A 17,930-nucleotide genomic window follows, 5' to 3' on the forward strand; every position below is an offset into this window, starting at 1 on the left:
GCGGTGCGGCCGCGGCCGGTCCGCCCGGGCGGACCACGCGCGGCGCGCTGACCTCCGCGGCTCTGCCAGCTCGCCCACGCCGTCTTCCCTACCTATGACAGCACCGCGCCGCTCCGGCGACCACTGACGTTCGGCCTGGCGGGGAAGGCCGGCGGTCCTACGGCCGGGAGTGCGGCCGAGCGCGCGGTAGATGGCGGCACGCTGGGCGCCTGGCTCTTGCGCTTATCGAAGGGGGATGGTCAGGCCGCCCTCCTGACCGCTCACTGAGCGTCCGCGCCCACGCCCACGGGCCCGGCCCCTGGAACGGACGAAGGGGCCGCGGCCGCCGGACAGTGGCGGGCGCGGCCCCTTCGGGCTCTGGGGGAGGCTTCAGGCAGGCGGCCTGGTGCCTGATCAGTCGTCGTCGCCGTCGTTGTCGTCCCGGTCGTCCTGGTCGACGTGCTGGTTGAGGACCTTGCCGGCGGCGGCGTCGACGGTCACGTCGTGGTTCTTGTGGTCCTTGCCGAGGACGTCGACCTCGTAGACGGCGGCGCCGTTGCGGTCGTTGTCATCCAGGCTGAAGGAGGTGACGGTGCCGGGGACAGCCTTCAGGGCCTGGTCGGTGGCCTTGCCGTGGCCGATCTTGTCGCCCTTGAGCAGGGTCTGGGTCTCGGCGGCGTCCTCGGCGTCGTCGTCGCGGTCGGTGTGCTTGTTCAGGACGGTGCCGTTGCCCGCGTCGATGGTGACGTCGTGGTTCTTGTGGTCCTTGCCGAGGACGTCGACCTCCCAGATGAGGGAGCCGTTGCGGTCCGCGGTGTCGAGTTCGGCGGAGGTCGCGGTGCCGGGGACGGCCTTGAGGGCCTTGGCGGTGGCCTTGTCGTAGCTGACCTTGTCGGCCTTGACCTGGGCGCGGTCCTGGGCGGTGTCGTCCAGGTGGTGCTCGCTGGGGGAGAGCTGGACCGAAGACTTCGGCGCGGGGCCGTCGTCGTCCGCGAAGGCGTTCGCGGCACCCGTGCCACCGATCAGGGCGACAGCGGCGGCCGTGCCGAGGACGATGGCACGGGGGGTGAGCGTGCGCTTGGCTGTGGCCTTCATGAGGACGTTCCTCCGGAATCGTTGTGCGGTTCGTTCCGCCGGCGGGCCCTGTCGCGCCCTTCCGACACCCACTACGTTGCCGAACCGAACCTGAACGCAGCCTGAAGTGCTGAAGCACTCTTCAGCTTCAGGCCCCGTAACGGACGAAGGGGCCGCGGCCACCGTGCTGGTGCCCGCTGGGCTCGTGGGGTGCTGCTCCCTCGAGCTGGGCCTCCTCGCCAACGACCTCGCCCCGCGGACCGTCCGCGACCTCATCGACGTCCACGCCGCCTCCCGTACCAGTACCTGACACGGGGCCGACATTCCGACTCGCCGACTACCTCGAACAGCATGGTCGTGCTGCCCGACGGGCGAAGTGCCCGCCTCTGTCGTTCTGGCACGCCTGAAGGGTGTCTTTATTGCCGTACGGTGGTTGACCTGGGGCTTTTCGTTCGCCCAAGTATGGGCACGATCACTGATCGTGGGTCTGCGACTGCCCTATCTGATCTTCTGCCGGCTACTGGGCTGTCTTATCCTGCTGGGCCGTTCTTCCGCCGCGAGCAACGCCGAGATCCTGGCGCTTCGTCATGAGGTGGCTGTGTTGCGCCGACAGGTTGAGCGCCCGCGGCTCTCTTGGGCCGATCGTGCCGTGCTCTCCGCTCTCGCGCGGCACCTCCACCCGTCTTGCGCCGCCACCGGCTGGTCACCCCGGGCACCGTGCTGAACTGGCACCGCCGTCTCGTGCGCTGGAAATGGCGCCAGATCCCAACCGGACCCGGCCGACCACCGCTGGCGGAAGAGACGGTCGCGCTCATCCAGCGCCTGGCGCGAGAGAACCGGACCTGGGGATACGCAGGATCCAAGGCGAACTCCGACGGCTCGGTCATAGGGCTGCTGCCGCCACGATCCGGCGCGTCCTGCGCTGCTCCGGCTTGCCCCCCGCACCGCAGCGGGCATCCCCGCAGACCTGGCGCTCCTTCCTGCGCTCCCAGGCCGACACGCTTCTGGCCTGCGACTTCATGCACGTGGAGACCGTCTTCCTGAAACGTCTCACGTCTTCTTCTTCGTCATGGAGATCGCCACCCGGCGCGTTCACGTCCTGGGCGTCACCGCCTGCCCTACCGGCGCCTGGGTCACCTACTCGCCGGCAACCTGCTCATGGACCTCGAGGACAGAGCCGGATGGTTCCGCTTCCTCATCCGCGACCGGGACAGCAAGTTCACCGCCGCATTCGACGCGGTCTTCGCCGGCAACGGCACTGCCGTCGTCCCGACTCCGCCGCAGATCCCCCGATCAAACGCGTTCGCCGAACGATGGATAGGCACAGCCCGCGCCGAATGCACCGACCGCCTCCTCGTCACCGGCGAAAGACGCCTACGCACGGTCCTCACTACGTACGCCGAGCACTACAACACCGGACGGCCCCACCGCAGTCTGGACCTGCGCGCCCCGGACGACGCCCCGAACATCATCCTGCTACCCGCCGCCACGGTCAGACGCACGCAGGTACTCGGCGGACTGCTCAACGTGTACCGGACCATGTCACCCCGAGCGCATCAACATCCACAGGAAACGCCCAGCTCAGCAGCCTGATCGGAATAGCGACACCCTTCAGGGGTGCCCCCGTAGTTCTGCATTGCCGTGATCCCATTGGCGATCCCGAACGGCGGTGCGGACGTCGGCGAGGTACTCGGTCTGCTTCCCCTGGGTGGGAACGGGCAGATCTGCATCGGCGGTGACGTACATTCCGGGGGCCTCGCGGACCCGGCCGTCGAGTCCGCTGGGCCGCCCGGCGGCAATCCCCATCCGCCCGTCCTCGCTGACCCTGCCGGTGAGCCCGGGTGCCTCATAACCCCCCGTCGTCACCGCCGGGCACGATGTCCTCGGTTTTCAACGTCATCGGCATCCGGGGGAGGAGCGCCACGGCCCACACTCGTACCGACCCGTGGCCCGGCCAACTGACGGCGCAGTTCACCATGAATGGAACGGCTCTCCTCATCAGGCTCCAGCACGCTGCCGTACTGGCTCACTTCGCCCTCGACCTCGTCGGGTACGAGGCTCCTCAGTTCCTCGTACGGCGGCAGTCCGGCACAGGTACGCTTCAATGCGCTCGATTCGCTGCCGCATGTTGGCCGCCCGAACGTCGACTCTGACAAGGACCACTGCTCCCTGACGAGCAACCGGGGGCAGCCCTATGAACAGCGTGTCGGCGTGCTCGTACACGGTTCGCTGACGACATGCCGGCCCGACGGCACGCGCTTCCATCGCCTTCGTCATGTCGATCGAAGGTGTCAGTGGTCGGCCGGATCGATGCGCTCGGTCCACACCATGCGTTCCTTGATATTCGCACCCCAGCCCTCCTCACGGTTCAGCCTCTCCTGCGACTTCTGATAGCCGGGCATGAACGACTCCATGTCGGTGTCGTTCTTCGCCGTGTACTGCACCACGATCTTGCCGTCGGGATCGGTGCCCTTGACGACGTAATCGATGTCGTAGGAGCCGAGCAGGGACTGTGCCTCGTTGGTGTCGCCGCCCCAGAGGTTGTCGACCCCTGACAACCCCGCCATATCCCTGCCGTAAGTACGCGCCTGGTCCACGAGCGACTTGCCCTTGATCCGATGGTGGAGCTTGCCCTCCGGATGGCCGTTCTTCCATTTCTCCATGGTGTCGCTGCGGATCTTGTCCATGCTCTCGCTCTTGCGGAGCTGCTCAACGAACGGATCTTGCCGCGAGAAGTGGTACACGGGCCTACCCGTGCCGGTCGTCCATTGCAACAGCAGCCTGCGGGGGGTGAGGTCGTTCCGTGCCGGGTCGGGGTCCAGGCCCCGGAGCTCACGGCCAATCTGGTCGAAGCGGTCCGTGCTGATACTGCCAGTGTGGTTGATATCGGTGCGGACCTTCCCGCTGTTGAACCAGAGGTCCAGGCCGATGTTGTCCATGAGCGTGATGGCCAGGTTCTGGTCGGCCTCAAAGCCGTCCCGGAGGATCATGTTGAGCTTCCGTTGGGCGGCGTCCCTCTTCTTGGCGTCCTTTTCGGGGAGATTATCCTGCACATCGCATGCGCTCCCCAGTATCACCTTGCCCTTGGGGCCGACGCACATCCCCTCCTCGCCGAACCCCCTCACCGCCTCGAGCAGCCTCTTCTGGACGGCCTTCAGCTTTGCCGCCCCGTCCTCGAGGGCCCTGCGCACCGCATCGACGACCTTGGCGGCGGCGGTGGCCTGGCGCTGGACGTCGTCGATCTGCGCCCAGGCGTAGGGGGCGGCCATGCCCTCCCAGTACCCCTTGTCCTTCAGGGGTCTGAGCACCTGGTCACGTATCTTGTCGTCCAGGTTCTTGATCTTGTCGTGAACGTCCTTCCAGTTGTCGGCGAGGGTGTCCAGGGCCCCGAAGTCGGCCGATCGAAACGACTCGTAGTAGGAGGAGGTCACAGGTACCTCCAGATCGACGAGGCGGACGGATCCAGGGGCGATGCGGCCTGCCCCTGGAGAATCGGATCCTGATTGCGGCTGCTGAACATGCCGCTGGTGTCGAGGTCCTGCTTCACATGGACGTTGGCTGCCTGCCGCAGGCTCTCCGAGATGTGGGCGAGCCACGCGGTGACCGTGCCCGCCTGCTTCTCCCAGTGTTGGTGCGAGCGGGTCAGCGCGCTCTCCACCCCCAATCCGTCAACAGCCCTGGCCGCCGTGGTCGTCGGCTCTTCCAGCGATGCCGCCTGCTTGTGCAGGATGTCGTAGGCGTGGTCCGCCGCGCCCGCCGCGCCGCGCAGCACACCGGGCGCGATCGCGAGGTTCTGCGGTACGGGGCCCTGCGCTCCGGGGGCCAGCGGCCGTTTCGGTGGTGGTGCCCCGGGATCGTAGATGTTCGGGTCGCCCGTCGGCGCCTTCGATGGGGGCGGGGCGACCGGCCCATCACTGAGCGGCTTGCCCGGAGGTAGGGGTAGTTCGTTGTCCTTCGGTTCCGGAAGGTCATCACTGCTCATTATTTCCCCGTTCATTACGATGTTCGTTGAGTACGGCTGACCAGGAAGCCCTGGTCATCGCCCAGGGGTTCATGCTGGACGGCTCCGTTGGGCGATCCGCTGGAACGATCGCTGGGTCAACCTCTGGGGTGGTCGTTCCGGTTCGGTCTGCGGTGTCCGCCCCCGCTCGGTGGAGCCCGGGACCGCGCCGGCACGACGCCGAAGGCGCACCGTGGCGACAACAGCGCAGCAACGCCTCGTGCTGCCGACGGGCTATCGCGCTGAACGTTGGACTTGGTGTGAAAGGGGTTATTCATCCCAGCGCAGGCATTGTCCGGCCACCCAACTCCTCGTGCCGGCGACCACGGTCTGGTTGCGTTCGGCGAGCGCGGGGCTGGCCGAGGTCGCGAACATGCCCGTGGCCAGGGCCCAGAGAACGACTGTCTTCTTCGTGCGCGTCACGTCAACTCCTCAATGTGAGACGAGGCTGGATGCCCGGGCTGCGGTGCGGCACGTCCCCCGTCGTGTCTCCCGCAGCCCGGACATCACCGAGTTCACCCGGCAGGGCGTTGTTTGGCAGCCCGTCTGAGCTGGTCTGATCAATCCGGCTGCTCTCGGCCCTTTGTGTCGGCGGCATTGCCGTGGCCGCGAGCCGATCTTTACGGTGGTTGAAGGGGCAGGTGGACTGTGCCGGGGGAGGGGAGGGCGAGTGGGGCGTCCGGAGAAGCCGATCGATCCGCAGGACGGGCCCGTCGCGCGGTTCGCCTACGAGTTGCGCAAGCTCCGTGACGAGGCGGGTGCTCCCGCCTATCGGAGCATGGCCCGTCGTGCGGGCTATTCGGCCGCGACCTTGTCACAGGCGGCGGGTGGTGAGCGGCTGCCGACCCTGCCGGTCGCTCTGGCCTATGTGCGGGCCTGCCACGGAGACACCGAGGAGTGGCGGCACCGGTGGGAGCAGGCGGATGCGGAGATCACGGCGGTGCCGCGGCCGCCCGAGGAGGACGACGAGCCGCCGTACCGGGGGCTGGAGCGCTTCGAGCCGGGTGATGCGGAGCTGTTCTTCGGCCGCGAGGAGACCACCGCACAGCTGGAGGAGATGGCTCGCCGGCACCGTCTGAGCGTGGTGGCGGGGGCTTCGGGCAGTGGCAAGTCCTCCCTGCTGCGCGCCGGCCTCATCCCCCGGCTCCGCCGTCCCGAACAGGACGCGGACGAGAGGCCGGCCGCGGTGCGGGTTCTCACCCCCGGCGCCCAGCCGATGGACCGTGTCGATCTGCTGGCACCGGCCAAGGGCCGGGGAGATACCTGGGTGCTGGTGGACCAGTTCGAAGAACTGTTCACCCTCTGCACCTCTCCCGATGACCGTGTTGCCTTCCTGGAGCGATTACTCGCTGCCCGAGAGCCCGGAAGCCGGTTACGGGTGGTACTGGCGCTGCGCGCCGACTTCCTGGGCCGGTGCACCGAGAACCACGCCCTGGCCGCCGCGCTCAACGACGCCACCCTCCTGGTCGGCCCAATGAACACCGAACAGCTCCGCGCGGCCATCGTGCGCCCGGCGCAGGTGCGCGGGCTGAACGTGGAACGCGACCTGACCGCCCACATCCTCGACGAGGTCACCGACGAGCCCGGCGCGCTGCCGCTGATGTCCCACGCACTGATGGAGACCTGGCGCCGCCGCCGCGGACACATCCTCACCCTCCAAGCGTACGAGGCAGCTGGCGGCCTACGCGGCGCCATCGCCCGCACCGCCGAGGACGCCTACCACCAGCTCTCCCCCTCCCAGGCCACCCTCGCCCGACGCATCGTGCTACGCCTGATCGCTCCCGGCGACGGGACCGAGGACACCCACCACCCCACCCCCCGCACCGAATTCGCGGCCGCTGACTCCGGGGCCACGGCCGACACCGACGTCGTTCTGGATCGGCTGGCACGCGCCCGCCTGCTCACCGTCGACGACGGAACGGTCTGCCTCGCCCACGAAAAGCTGATCACCACATGGCCCCGTCTGCAGGGCTGGATCAGCGAAGAACGCGACCGTATCCGCCTGCACCGCCAGCTCACCCACGACGCCCTCGCCTGGCACAAGCTCGACCGCGATGCAGGGGTTCTCTACCGCGGTGCGCGCCTGGTCCAGGCCGACGAAGCTTTCACCGGCCGGTCACACGAGGTACTCAACCCGCTGGAAGCCGCTTTCCTCGACGCCTCGGTCACCGCCGGACGCCGTAATGAGCGCCGTACCCGCCGCGCCGTGATCACCCTTGCCACACTGCTCGTCCTTGCCCTCACCGCGGGCGTGGTTGCTTGGGATCAGTACCGGACCAGTGAGCAGCAGCGGCACAAAGCGGTGACTGCGCAGCAGGTGGCAATCTCCCGTCAGTACGCCGCCCAGTCGGGGGAGTTGCGCGACCAGCAGCCCGAGGCAGCAGCACTCATGGCACTGAAGGGTTATCAGCTGGCTCACACCGCTGCGGCCAGAGGCAGCCTGCTCAGCGCCAATGCCGCCTTCAGGGCCAACCAGCTCACCGGACATACCGGATTCGTGGATGCGGTGGCCTACTCGCCCGACGGCCGGACCATCGCCACCGGGAGCGAGGACCGCACGATCAAACTGTGGGATGCGCGCACCCATTGGCTGCGCGGCACACTCATCGGACACACCGAGGGGGTCTCCGCGCTCGCCTTCAGCCGAGACGGCCGCACCCTGGCCAGCGGTGGAAAGGACCGGACCGTGCGGCTGTGGAATCTGCGCACCCAGCGCACCACCGCCATTCTTCCGGGCCCCACGAACGCGGTGATGTCGGTGGCGGTCTCCGCGGACGGCCACGCCGTGGCTGCGGCCACCGGCTCGGCTGTCCGCCTGTGGGATGCGCGGTCAGGTCGCGTAATGGCCGACCTGACCGGCCACTCCGCCTATGTGGTTGCCGTGGCCTTCTCGCGCGACGGCCGGACGTTGGCCAGCGCCGGCGGTGACAGCACCGTCCGCCTGTGGGACGTGGCCGGGCTGCGGACCACGGCCGTCCTCCGGGGCCACACCGGACCCGTCAACGCCCTTGCCTTCACCTCTGACGGACGCACTCTCGCCAGCGGGAGCACCGACCACACCGTGCGGATCTGGGACGTCGGCGCTCGCCGCACATCCGCCGTCCTCAGCACTCGTGCTGCGGCGCTGGCGATCTCTCCGGACGGCCGCACCTTGGCCACCGGCGGCGCCGATCAGGTACGGATCTGGGATGTGAAGACCCGTCGCAGCACTGCAGTCACCAGTGCGCACTTCAGCTTGACCAGCCCCCTGCTTGCGTTCTCCCCGGACGGCCGCACCCTGGTCACCCCCGACGGCGAAGAAAAGGGAAAGGTGCTGCTGTGGAACACCCGCTCCCACCGCACAGCTGCCACCCTCGGCGGTCGCCGCGACGCGGTGAGATCGGTGGCACTCTCCTCCGACGGTCGAGTGATTGCCACCGCCGACCACTCACTGCGCCTATGGACTGCCAAGAACCCACGACCGCTGCGCACTCTCACCACCTCCGCCGAGCGCACCTATAGTCTCGTGTTCTCCCCGGGCGGGCGGAGACTCGCCTCCGTAGAAAACGACGGCACCGTGCGGCTTTGGGACGTGGCCACCGGTCACGCGGTGGCCACATTCAAGGGGCACACCGTCGCGGCCTTCTCACCGGACGGAAAGACACTCGCCACACTTTCCGACGACCGTACGGTGCGGCTGTGGGACGTCGAGACCCACCAGGAGAAGGGGGTGCTGAGGGGGAAAACCGGCGGGCTGTCTGCCATCGCCTACTCGCCCGACGGCCGGACGTTGGCCGCCACGTACAACGGCAGCGACTACGGAACCCGCAGCACGGTGCGACTGTGGGACGTTGCCGAGCAGCATCCCGTGGCCACCTTTTCCGGCCGTGCTCCCGCCCTGTTCACGGCCGCGTTCTCACCGGACGGCAAGACGCTCGCCACCGCGGGAGCGGGCTTTGTGGTGCGCCTGTGGGACGTGGCGTCCCGTCGGCCGGCCGGCACCCTGGAAGGCCACTCCAACAACATCCCCTCAATCGCCTTCAGCCCAGACGGGCGGAAGCTGGCCAGCGCCAGCTTCGACAACACCGTCCGCCTGTGGGACGTGACAGCGCGGCGGACCACAGCCGTCCTCAGCGGCCACAAAGGCTGGCTGGAGTACGTGGGATTCAGCTGGGACGGGCGCAGCATCGTGACCACAAGCGACGACGGTTCGGCCCGGCTGTGGGACACCGACGCGGACCGGGCCGCAGCGGACATCTGCGCCCTCAGCCGCGCCAACCGCTGGAGAGACCTGAACCCGGAGCTGCTGGAGAAATCCCTCTGCGCCTGATGGGAATACCGCTGCGCACCCTCGCCGGCTCCGCCCAGCTCACCTCGGGCTTCGTGTTCTCATCGGGCGGGCGAACGCTCGCCTCCACTTGCGGTGGCACCGTCACCGCCTGGAGGCCGTCGCCATCGGCCTGTGGTACACCCTGGGCCGGGAGATTGAGAATGTCGTGCGCTGCCCGGTCTGCGGTCCCGGCGCGCTGAGCCCTCGGCGCGCCGGGAGCACGCCACCGCTTGGACCAGACCGCGGCCAGCGGAGGGACGGGGTGGCCGCTCATATCGGTCGAAGGCGCTTCGGCGGGATCTACGCCCCGGGCGGGCGGTACGGAGTAAGTTCATCACTGTGGGCTCGGACCGGGAGTGCACAGGTCGGCGCGCCAGGTTCCCTCCGACGGCGCATCCCAGTGGAAACGAGACCCATGGCAGGGATACAGCGACGAGCCTCTCTTCTAGGGATAACTGACGCACCGGGACTTGCGAGGTGTCTCGGTAATTGATTGGCTCTCATGTCGAGCTGGGGGTGGGATGTTCAAGCGGTGGCGTTGGCGCTGGCGCGGTCGGTTGCAGACGATCAGCTTCTCGTTCTTCGGTCAGAGCGCCAGTTTGGAGTTCAGCCAGAGTGAGCGCGAGCGAGCACGTTCGATCCTGCTCCGCTTGGAGGACCACCGGGTACTCCACGCGCCCTATGACCTGGAAGAGGAAAACGGGAGTTGGGGATCCATCGAAGCGCTGCGCGCCTATCTGAGCGAGCAGGTTGAGCAGTGCGAGTCCGAGGAACTGCGGGAGCAAGTGCGTACGATGCGCGCCGCGGTGAGGCAGTGGCTGACCGATATGGAATCAGCACGCAAGCTCATGGAAAGAACATGGCCAGACGAGCCGCCCCTGGGACGGGACCCGAAGCGATATGCTATAGATCGGGATCGGGTCCAATGGGCGTATGGGCTTCAGGCGCTGGGTTTGCTGCGCGGCCGGGTTGGAGTCGCTATCGCCGAGATCGGCCGGAAGTTCGACATCCCGATCGACGGTGACCTCGCCCACGTCACGCCGCCTGACCTGGATGAGTCGGAGCGGGGCGCCAGGCTGTCGCCGTTGTACTTCGGCGAGGGGTAGCTGCCCCCCGAGGATTCGCCGCCTACTGGCCGTGCCAGGAGGGCGGCGAGGGCGTTCCTCGTAGCGTACGGCGCTGAGGGCCACGGTCAGGTTCTCCTTCGACGCCTCGGGCTCGAAGAAGTGGTCCGGGTCGGTGCATGCCCCATGTACACGGCGCGCCGCCGCCAGGACCTCGTCCGCATCGAGCGCGGGGGTCGGCATCGGCGCCTCGCTCTGAGGCGCCGCAGCGGGGGACTGGTTGCCGAAGGCGGGCGAGTAGCTGGCCGTTGGATCCGGCTCTGCGGGTGCCGATAAATCATACGTGCAGCTCAGGCGGCGTGCTAATACTGGTTGGAGGGTTCCACCGAGTCTCTCTCGTTTGCGGACTTCCAGGTGGGTGAGCCGGGCTTGTTGCGTGATGGGAACAGGTAGTTGGCGGGTCGCGGCATGGTGTCGCCTGAGCAGTTCACGATGCCAGCGCAAGACTGTGTCGGGGCGGACCAGCAGCAGAAGGTGCCGCAGTCTGTCTTTGGGGAGGTGGTGGAGCAGGCCGGCGAGGATGGCGCGGTCAGTGTCGGTGAAGGTCGGCTTGCCAGCCCGGCGTTGCAGGACCAGCAGTTGATGACGGAGTACGAGGATCTCGATGTCTTTATCTCTGTTGCTCATCGGCAGGAGGCGTAGGAAGGCCAGGGTGTTGGTCGCGGCGAGTAGGCCAGGCGCAGCAGCACGACAGATCATGATGCCGTCGGGGCCTTGTGCAGGTGAAGACCTCGGGGCGAGGGTCGGCCAAAGTCGAAGATCTTTAATCAAGCTCTCACCTGCGTGGATGATGTACCGGCACCCGCAGGGTCTGCGCGGCCAGCCCGGTCAGCAGAACGCAGAACGTGCGGAACGTCGGAGCGGTGAAGCAGGAACGGCAGACAGCCGGCAAAGCGGACAAGGACGGCGGTATCGTGCCCACTGGAAGCATCGGCGGATCACTCTCAACTGGGTGAAACAGACACCGCCGATGCTCCTGTCTACCCGTCACATCCCAAGAGCAGTACGGTCTCGCGCCACCCGATCGCACGCATCAACACACCCGTTCACCGACCCGGTGATCCCAAAAGTGCGAAACACGAGGGCTCAGTCCTGCCACCACGGTGGCAGGCGAAAGCGCGCCTCCGTGTAGGGAGCGGGATAGACGATGCGCTGCCGGTTGTCCTGGATCTGGAAGACCAGATGGGCCATCGCGAGCGACGGATCGGAGGTCGTGAGGGGATAGGCCAGCGTGGACTGGCCCGCGCCGGCGAAGCTGTACGTGCCGTTGACCCCGCGGTGCACCCACTCTCGCAGTGCTTCGGTGACGGAGGCGAAGTCGCGCGGGGAGTCGCTCGCTGCCCAGGCACCGGCGAGTATCCGGACCCGGTCGTACGCGATTCCCGCGTGGGACCGGCCGGGGCTGACCGCCCAGGCGCTGCGGTACCGGTCGGTGAACCGGTGGGCGACCGGGTCGGAGTAGGTCCCTGTGGTCGTCGCCCAGAGCAGCCCTTCGGCCAGTGAACCGATCTCGACACGGAACCGCGGGATCGAGGGGGCGTAGAGCGCGTAGAGAACTGTCGGCGACGGGTTGGTGAGGAAGCCCCGTACGAAGGGAATCGCCTCGTCGGCGAAGTAGCTACCGATCATGACCGCCGCAGGGGCCAGCTGCGCGATCCGGTGGCCCTGCTCACGCCAGGCCCTCTCGCCGACAATGTCGTCGGCTACGTAGTCCAGCCGCCAGCCCTGGCGCTCGGCCAGTTCCGCTGCGGCGGTGATGCCGAGGTCCCCGAACTTCCAGCGGCCGCGCACGATGGCGAGCGACCGGGACCGGACGGGAACCTGCCGGTTGTTCCTGAGGCATGACATCGCGTCGACGAAGCCCGGGCCGTAGCACGTGTCACTGGGGCATATCTGGAAGACGTTGCCGTAGCGCCCGGGGTTGTCCTCCACCAGGCGTGTCATCGAGTCGAGCGTGGCGGCGTGGAGGTAGGGGGCGCCGTGGTCGGCCGCGATCTCGTGTGCGACCTCCTGGTCGCCCAGGTACCCCGAGACCATCGCGTCGACGTCCTGCCCGGCCAGGTACTGGAACGCCCGCGCGATGGAGGCGGCGTCCTTGATATCGAGGTCCACGCTGACGAGTTCGACGGGCGTGCCCGCGACGCCCCCGTGCCGATTGATCTCGTCGATCGCGAGTTGGCTGGCCCGCAGCATCTCCCTGCCGTCCTCGGCGATCTGCCCGGTGACCGGAAACGCGCCGCCGAGCAGGATCGGTCGGCGTATGGACCGCCGTTTGCCGAGCAGCGGTCCGGTCCGGCCGGGACCGCACCGCACCACACCGTTTCGCACGCCGGGGCGTGCGGTGGCCGGAAGGCCGGTGGCGGGAGCCGAGCTGCCCACCATCCCCATGAGCAGCTTCTCAAACCCCTCCGTTCCGCCCGGGACCGGCAGCACCAGGAGGCTCTCCTCAAGTGCCAGGGCCGCGGCGGCCGCGCGGGTACGGACATCGAGCTTGGCGAGAATGCGCTCGACGTGCGTGCTCACGGTACGCGGACTCGTCCCCAGCCGGTCGGCTATCTGCGTGTTGCTCAGGCCACCGATCAGGAGCGTGACCACGTCGAGCTCGCGGTCGGTGATCCCATACGGAACGGTGGCGTGCTCCACCCACGACAGCGTGGTGCGCGCGGCGGGCCCGGTGGCTCGTACGGTGGCGAACAGCAGGTCTCCCGTGCCGTCGTGGTCCGCTCGCCAGAAGAACGACAGCTCGAACTCGGCGATCCGCCCGGCCCGGCCGGCCATCTCCACCAGCCCGGCGAGCCGGTCCGGGACCACGGCGCTCCCGGATCCCGGGGCACCGGTGAGGGCGGAGCCGGGCTCGAGCACGATCTCGTGGACTGCCGGGGCGCCGGTCGAAGCGGCTGAGGAAGACACGGCTGCTCCTTCTCAGGAGATCTCTGCGGGCCGGGGGCCGCGGCGACAGCGTAACCAGGCGCGCCGGGCCCGCGGATCCCGGAGACGGCATTTTCATACGTTCGTGACATCACGCCCTGCGGTTGCGCGACCACGAGTCGACGGCTACGGCGAGGAGGACGATCACGCCCTTGGCGATGAGCTGCCAGTTCTGCGACAGGTTGAGGCTGAAGAAGAGGTTGGTCAGGGTGGCGAAGACCAGCAGTCCCACGGCGCTGCGCCAGACGGCACCCTCGCCGCCCCGCAGCGATGTACCCCCCACGATCACGATCGCGATGGCGTCCAGTGCCATGTTGGCGCCGACGTCGGCCTGCCCGACCCCGAGACGTGAGGCGTCGATCGTGCCGGCGAAGGCCGCGAGCAGCCCTGTCATCACGTAGACGCTCGCGGTCAGGCGGGCGACCGGCAGCCCGGAGAGCCAGCCGGCCTCGTGGTTGCCGCCGATGGCGTGGACGTTGCGGCCATAGCGGGTCATCGCCAGCAGCACCCCGCCGGCCACAAAGGTCGCGGCGAGGATCAAGACGGGGGTCGGGACACCGGCGAGGCTGGAGCGGGCCAGGACCTTGAAGTACGGGTCGGAGACGATGAAGGGCGCCGAGTTCGAGCAGATGAAGGCGATGCCCGAGATGATCGAAGCGCTGCCCAGCGTCGCGACGAAGGGGTTGATGTGCAGCCGCGCGACCAGGAGCCCGTTGACGATGCCGCAGACCGCCCCCGCTCCGGTCGCCGCCATGATGCCGAGGGTGGGCGAGCCGGTGGAGATCGCGGCTCCCGCCGAGACGGTCGCGCCGAGGGCGTAGGTGGCGCCGACGGACAGGTCAAAGCCGCCTGAGATGATCACGAAGGTCATTCCGAGCGCGATGATGCCGACGGCCGTGTTCTGGAGCAGCACGTCGCGCAGGTTCGCCAGCGAGAGGAAGCCGGGGTAGAGCACCGTCGCCAGGACGACCAGCGCGGCGAGCACAACGATCATCGCGTACCGCGACAGGAGGTGCCCGCCGGCGGACTGCCCGCATGCTCGGGCGTCCTTGGCAGCCGCAGCGGTGGGAGATGCGAGGTCAGCGGACCGGTTCATCGGTTGCTCCTGAGGTGAAGCCGTGACGTACGACGGTGTCGACGTCGAATTCGGGGTGCCCGGACGGGATGTCGCGGACCACCTGTCCGTGGGCGAAGACGAGGAGCCGGTGCGCGATGGCGAGGACCTCCTCCAGTTCGGAGGAGGTCACGAGGATCGCCGCGCCGTCGCGGGCGAGCCGGACGAGCGAGGAGAGCACCTCCGCCTTCGCGCCGACATCGATGCCGCGTGTCGGCTCGTCGATGAGGAACACATCGGGCCGGTGCCCGGCCCACTTGGCGAGCAGCACCTTCTGCTGGTTGCCGCCCGACAGCCGGCGCACCGGAGCACCGAGCCGTGACCGGTCGAGTGCGAAGAACTCGCCCGTGTCGCCCGCGTCGGCCGTCTCGGCGCGGCGGTCGAGGAAGGGGGACCGGCCGCGGGCCCGCCCCAGCCAGTAGTTGCCGGTCCCGTCCATGCCCAGGACCAGGGCCTGTTTGCGGGACTCCGGCACCATCACCACACCGGCCCGCATGGCGTGCCGTACGCTGCGGGGCCAGTCCCGGGCCGCGCCGCGCAGCCGGAGGTGGCCGGACGACCCGGGTTCCGCTCCGGCGAGCGACCGCAGGAACGTCGTCCGCCCCGAGCCCACCAGCCCCCAGAGGCCGACGATCTCACCGGCCCGGACCGTGACCGAGATGTCGTCCAGGACGCCCGGCAGCGAGACCCCCTCGGCCGCGAGCACCTCGTCGCCCAGCGGGTGGGTCCCTCGTTCCGCGAGCCGGTCGACGCTGCGCCCGACCATGTGCTCGATGAGGACCGGCCGGGTCCACCGCGCGCGGGGGGCGCTGCGCACGACGTGTCCGTCGCGCAGGACCGTGATGGTGTCGCTGAGGTCGAGCACCTCGTCGAGGTTGTGGCTGACGAAGACGATCGTGGTGCCACGCGCGGTGAGCGTGCGCAGCACCCGGTAGAGCGTCGCGCGCTCCTGTTCCGCGAGCGCGGCGGTCGGCTCGTCCAGGACGAGGATCCGGCCGTCGCTCTGGACGCCGCGCATGATCTCGAGCATCTGCTGCTGGGACACCGACAGGTCGCGGGCGGGTGCGGTCGGCGGGATCCGGATGTCCAGCTCGGCCGACAGTTCGTCGTACCGCAGTCGCATGGCGTGGCGGTCGAGCAGCCCGCGGCGGGTCCGGACCTGGCCGAGGAAGACGTTCGCCTCGGCGGACAGGGTCGGGACCATCGTCAGTTCCTGGTAGACCGCGATCAGCCCGTGGGCGCGGCTCTCCCGGGGGTCGCCTCCGTGGAGGCGGTGCCCGAAGACCTCCACGGTGCCGCGGTCCGCCGCCAGCCGACCGCTGAGCAGGCCGAGCAGCGTGGACTTGCCGGCGCCGTTCTCACCCACGAGGGCGTGCACTTCACCGGTGCGGATCTCCAGGTCCGCCCCGTGGACGGCGACCGATCCGCCGAAGACCTTGCGGGCTCCGCGGGCGACGATCGCGTGTTCGGACGTGTCGTTCATGGCCGCCTCCGCTGCGGTTGCGTCATCCCGGTCAGTACTGCGCGGTGAACTCGTCGACGTTGTCCGCAGTGGCGAACGGCGTACCGGGAAGCTCACCGGACGTGGCGAGGTTGATGAACGGCGGTACACGCCTGCCCTTGACGTAGGCTGCGAGCGCCTCGATGGCCTTGCGGGTCTCCAGACGGGGAAGCATCATGACGCTGCCGGCGAGCGTGCCCTGCTCGATCTGCCGCAGAGCCCACGCGTCGCCGCCGAAGTCGAACACCTTGACGCCCTTGCCGCCCGCGGCCTCGGCGACGCCGCGGGTCATGCCCGAGAAGTTGGACATGATCACGTCGAGGCCGGGATTCGCACGCAGCATCGTCTGGGCCGCGCTGAACGCCTTGGGCGTGGTGTAGTCGGTCGTCTGCCGGGCGACCACCTTGAATCCCCTGGTCTTGCCGAAAGCCTTCGCGGCCTTGAAGAACGACAGCGTGTTGGCGTTGAGGTCCGGTCCGGAGATCAGCCCCACCTTCGCCCCGCGAGGGCACGCTTCGATGACGCTCCGGACCCAGGAGTCGTAGACGTCGAGGGTCTGGCCGCCCACGTAGGTGACCGTGCCCGGCTGGTACGTCCTGGCCCCGCGGTTTGTCTCCCGGCCGCAGATCGGCAGGTTGAACACCGACACCAGGACGTGTTTCCTCGGGGCCTCCTGGGTGAGGAGGTCGCAGACCAGATTGCCGTCGTTGGGCTCGACGGCGAAGGCGTTGTACCTGCCGCTGGTCAGCGCCTGCTGCATCTGGTCGAACTGGGTCTGGGCGCTGAACTTGCCGTCGAAGACGTCCAGATGGGCCCCGAGTTCCCCCGCGACGGTCTTCGCCTCGGCGATCGACGCCTGGAGGTAGGAGTTGCTGGCACCGGCCGAGAAGTAGGCGATCTTCAGCTTGGCCGGGTCGGAGACGGGCGCGTCGATGATCTCCTTCGAGGCGCCCGCTCCGGTGTCGATGCCGGTCGAACAGCCGCTGCCCGCCACACAGACGGTGAGGGCGAGAGCCGCGGTTCCGATGAGCCGTGCTGTGGTCATGGCGATCCGCTCAGTCCTCGGTCCACGTGTCGTAGATGTCGCTGAGCGAGGCGAACCAGACGCCGTCGTGGCCGCTCATGTGGTCGAGCAGCCTCTCCAGCCCGAGGATGTGATGGGCGCGGCCGACCGTCTGGGGATGCACGGTGATCGCGAGGACGGGGTTGGACTCGCGGGCGTACGCGTAGTCGAAGTGGTCCTGGAACCGCTGGAACATGACCTCGCTGGAGCCCAGGCCCTGGTTGACGCCGGGGATGTACTCACCGGCCGGGAAGTCGTCGAGGTACCACGACACCGGGAACTCCAGGATCGGGCTCGGCGCGCCGAAGACCGAGCCCTCCTCCCAGCGGACCTCGACCGGCCGCGGGTGGTACGGCTGGAAGTCCCGGCCCATGAGCGAGGAGTCCCAGTCGAACCCCGTCCTCTCCAGCAGCTCCAGGGTGTGCTCGGTGAAGTCCCACGCCGGCGACCGGTACCCGCGGGGCCGCACACCCGCATGCTTGAGGTGGCCTTCGATGGTCTTCTCCATCAGCCGGACCTCGGTCTCCAGGTCCAGGGAGGGAACCGCCTCGTGGTAACAGCCGTGGGCGGCGATCTCCTGGCCGGCGTCGACGATGCGGCGCAAGGCGTCGGGGAAGGTGGCCATCGAGTGCACCGGGGTGCACCAGGTGCCGGGCACGCCGTACCGCTCGAAGAGGGCGAGCAGCCGGGGGACGCCGACCTCGGCGCCGAACTCGCCCCGGGAGAGATAGCTCGGGCTGGTCTTGCCGAACGTACCCATCCACACGGAGTGTGCGTCGAAGTCGGCGCCGATGTTCACGGCGATCTTCTTGCCTTCGGGCAGATTGAGGGGCATGAC

15 protein-coding genes and 1 pseudogene are annotated in these 17,930 nt (G+C 68.5%); 4 read left to right on the plus strand and 12 right to left on the minus strand.

Going from position 1 to position 17,930, the window contains the following annotated elements; all coding sequences use genetic code 11:
- Window positions 1–393 precede the first annotated feature (393 nt).
- Window positions 394–1,074 (minus strand): PepSY domain-containing protein, encoded by a 681-nt coding sequence (locus tag J5X86_RS36700; RefSeq protein ID WP_208520985.1) that lies wholly within the window; start codon window positions 1,072–1,074, stop codon window positions 394–396.
- A gap of 163 nt (window positions 1,075–1,237) precedes the next feature.
- On the opposite strand from J5X86_RS36700, the gene J5X86_RS52140 reads away from it, so the two are divergent.
- Window positions 1,238–1,363, plus strand: a complete 126-nt coding sequence (locus J5X86_RS52140; RefSeq protein ID WP_279595605.1) for a hypothetical protein — start codon at window positions 1,238–1,240, stop codon at window positions 1,361–1,363.
- A 573-nt stretch (window positions 1,364–1,936) separates the two neighbouring features.
- On the opposite strand, the gene J5X86_RS36705 is transcribed toward J5X86_RS52140, so the two are convergent.
- Window positions 1,937–2,107, minus strand: a complete 171-nt coding sequence (locus J5X86_RS36705; RefSeq protein WP_208520986.1) for a hypothetical protein — start codon at window positions 2,105–2,107, stop codon at window positions 1,937–1,939.
- 104 nt (window positions 2,108–2,211) lie between these two features.
- Here J5X86_RS36705 and J5X86_RS36710 point away from each other — a divergent pair, with 104 nt between their 5' ends.
- Window positions 2,212–2,646, plus strand: coding sequence for an integrase core domain-containing protein (locus J5X86_RS36710; RefSeq protein ID WP_208520987.1), 435 nt, complete (start codon window positions 2,212–2,214; stop codon window positions 2,644–2,646).
- A gap of 18 nt (window positions 2,647–2,664) precedes the next feature.
- Here the strand turns inward: J5X86_RS36710 and J5X86_RS36715 are convergent, their stop codons facing one another.
- From J5X86_RS36715 to J5X86_RS36730, 4 genes are all read right to left on the minus strand, one after another.
- On the minus strand, window positions 2,665–2,859 hold the full coding sequence (locus tag J5X86_RS36715; RefSeq protein WP_208520988.1) for a hypothetical protein: 195 nt from the start codon (window positions 2,857–2,859) through the stop codon (window positions 2,665–2,667).
- 485 nt (window positions 2,860–3,344) lie between these two features.
- A complete protein-coding gene (locus J5X86_RS36720; protein WP_208520989.1) occupies window positions 3,345–4,484 on the minus strand; it encodes a hypothetical protein in 1,140 nt (379 codons plus the stop codon).
- A complete protein-coding gene (locus J5X86_RS36725) occupies window positions 4,481–5,035 on the minus strand; it encodes a hypothetical protein (RefSeq protein ID WP_208520990.1) in 555 nt (184 codons plus the stop codon). The genes J5X86_RS36720 and J5X86_RS36725 overlap by 4 nt, the downstream gene beginning before the upstream one ends.
- Window positions 5,036–5,323: 288 nt before the next feature.
- Window positions 5,324–5,476: a hypothetical protein gene (locus tag J5X86_RS36730; protein ID WP_208520991.1), complete on the minus strand. Its 153-nt coding sequence runs from the start codon at window positions 5,474–5,476 to the stop codon at window positions 5,324–5,326.
- 247 nt (window positions 5,477–5,723) lie between these two features.
- On the opposite strand from J5X86_RS36730, the gene J5X86_RS52625 reads away from it, so the two are divergent.
- Window positions 5,724–9,362 (plus strand): hypothetical protein, encoded by a 3,639-nt coding sequence (locus J5X86_RS52625; RefSeq protein WP_208520992.1) that lies wholly within the window; start codon window positions 5,724–5,726, stop codon window positions 9,360–9,362.
- 521 nt (window positions 9,363–9,883) lie between these two features.
- Window positions 9,884–10,468, plus strand: a complete 585-nt coding sequence (locus tag J5X86_RS36740; RefSeq protein WP_208520993.1) for a hypothetical protein — start codon at window positions 9,884–9,886, stop codon at window positions 10,466–10,468.
- Window positions 10,469–10,888: 420 nt separating this feature from the next.
- On the opposite strand, the pseudogene J5X86_RS51245 reads toward J5X86_RS36740, so the two are convergent.
- The 6 genes and pseudogenes from J5X86_RS51245 to J5X86_RS36770 all read right to left on the minus strand — a co-directional run.
- Window positions 10,889–11,175, minus strand: a pseudogene (locus J5X86_RS51245) (integrase); the annotation flags it as partial.
- A gap of 397 nt (window positions 11,176–11,572) precedes the next feature.
- Window positions 11,573–13,396 (minus strand): ABC transporter substrate-binding protein, encoded by a 1,824-nt coding sequence (locus J5X86_RS36750; protein WP_208520995.1) that lies wholly within the window; start codon window positions 13,394–13,396, stop codon window positions 11,573–11,575.
- A 109-nt stretch (window positions 13,397–13,505) separates the two neighbouring features.
- Window positions 13,506–14,510 (minus strand): ABC transporter permease, encoded by a 1,005-nt coding sequence (locus J5X86_RS36755; protein WP_208520996.1) that lies wholly within the window; start codon window positions 14,508–14,510, stop codon window positions 13,506–13,508.
- Window positions 14,494–16,011 carry a sugar ABC transporter ATP-binding protein gene (locus tag J5X86_RS36760; protein WP_208520997.1) on the minus strand — a complete coding sequence of 506 codons (1,518 nt, stop codon included), beginning with the start codon at window positions 16,009–16,011 and terminating at the stop codon, window positions 14,494–14,496. Before J5X86_RS36760 ends, J5X86_RS36755 begins: the two co-directional genes overlap by 17 nt.
- Window positions 16,012–16,042: 31 nt before the next feature.
- Complete coding sequence (locus J5X86_RS36765) at window positions 16,043–17,074, minus strand: sugar ABC transporter substrate-binding protein (protein WP_208520998.1); 1,032 nt, start codon at window positions 17,072–17,074, stop codon at window positions 16,043–16,045.
- Between the two features lie 10 nt (window positions 17,075–17,084).
- Window positions 17,085–17,927 carry a polysaccharide deacetylase gene (locus tag J5X86_RS36770; RefSeq protein ID WP_208520999.1) on the minus strand — a complete coding sequence of 281 codons (843 nt, stop codon included), beginning with the start codon at window positions 17,925–17,927 and terminating at the stop codon, window positions 17,085–17,087.
- Between the last annotated feature and the right edge of the window lie 3 nt (window positions 17,928–17,930).

It is taken from the genome of Streptomyces sp. NEAU-YJ-81 (assembly GCF_017592595.1).
GTDB classification, from domain to species: Bacteria; Actinomycetota; Actinomycetes; order Streptomycetales; family Streptomycetaceae; genus Streptomyces; species Streptomyces hygroscopicus_B.

Bases quoted from the DNA above. Each gene is read 5' to 3' on its own strand.
- J5X86_RS36755 (WP_208520996.1), bottom strand. From the start codon at position 14,510: ATGAACCGGTCCGCTGACCTCGCATCTCCCACCGCTGCGGCTGCCAAG.
- J5X86_RS36710 (WP_208520987.1), top strand. From the start codon at position 2,212: ATGGACCTCGAGGACAGAGCCGGATGGTTCCGCTTCCTCATCCGCGAC.
- J5X86_RS36700 (WP_208520985.1), bottom strand. From the start codon at position 1,074: ATGAAGGCCACAGCCAAGCGCACGCTCACCCCCCGTGCCATCGTCCTC.
- J5X86_RS36765 (WP_208520998.1), bottom strand. From the start codon at position 17,074: ATGACCACAGCACGGCTCATCGGAACCGCGGCTCTCGCCCTCACCGTC.
- J5X86_RS36770 (WP_208520999.1), bottom strand. From the start codon at position 17,927: ATGCCCCTCAATCTGCCCGAAGGCAAGAAGATCGCCGTGAACATCGGC.
- J5X86_RS36760 (WP_208520997.1), bottom strand. From the start codon at position 16,011: ATGAACGACACGTCCGAACACGCGATCGTCGCCCGCGGAGCCCGCAAG.
- J5X86_RS36725 (WP_208520990.1), bottom strand. From the start codon at position 5,035: ATGAGCAGTGATGACCTTCCGGAACCGAAGGACAACGAACTACCCCTA.
- J5X86_RS36740 (WP_208520993.1), top strand. From the start codon at position 9,884: ATGTTCAAGCGGTGGCGTTGGCGCTGGCGCGGTCGGTTGCAGACGATC.
- J5X86_RS36715 (WP_208520988.1), bottom strand. From the start codon at position 2,859: ATGGGGATTGCCGCCGGGCGGCCCAGCGGACTCGACGGCCGGGTCCGC.